The following is a 599-nucleotide window of genomic DNA, read 5'->3' as shown; positions in this document are numbered from 1 at the left end:
TCCGGGTCGTGCCTGTTGATGCCGGGTCCGCCGAAGGTGACGACGGTCTGCGGCACGTCGAGCGGGATGAAGGCGCGCTGCGGCGGCTTGGCCGCCACGACGTCGGGGATCGGCGTCAGTTCAGCCTTGGCCGGCAGGGCGCCGAAGGTCTTGTCGAGCAGCTTGCCGAGCGTATCGGGATCGACGTCGCCGACCACGACGATGCGCAGCGTATCCTTGGCGAGGATCCGGCGCGCATAGTCCTTCAGGTCGGCGATCTCGATCTTCGGTACGCTGTCCAGCGTGCCGGTGGCCGGCCTGCCATAGGGATGATCGCCGAACGCGACTTCGAGGAACTTGCGGTCGGCCAGCGAGGACGGATTGGTCGATTCACGGCGCAGGGTGGAGATCACCTGGGCGCGGATGCGTTCGACATCGGCCGGCTCGAACCGCGCGGAGGTCAGCGCCATCCGCAACAGGTCGTACGCTTCGTCCTTGTTGTCCTTGAGCATGCGAAGCGAGCCGCGGAAGTGATCGCGCGTCGCGGAGAAGCTCAACTTGATGGCCCGGCGGTCGAGCCGCTCATGGTAGGTCTTGGAATCGAGATCGCCTGAGCCTTC

1 protein-coding gene is annotated in these 599 nt (G+C 66.1%); it reads right to left on the bottom strand.

Translation table 11 applies throughout. The features are described 5' to 3' along the window. A partial coding sequence (locus tag KIP88_RS45970) for a pitrilysin family protein (protein ID WP_214494646.1) occupies positions 1–599 on the bottom strand: 599 nt, incomplete at both ends.

The organism is Bradyrhizobium sp. SRL28 (assembly GCF_018596315.1).
Taxonomy (GTDB): Bacteria; Pseudomonadota; Alphaproteobacteria; order Rhizobiales; family Xanthobacteraceae; genus Bradyrhizobium.
This window is presented reverse-complemented; position numbering and strand designations above follow the sequence as displayed.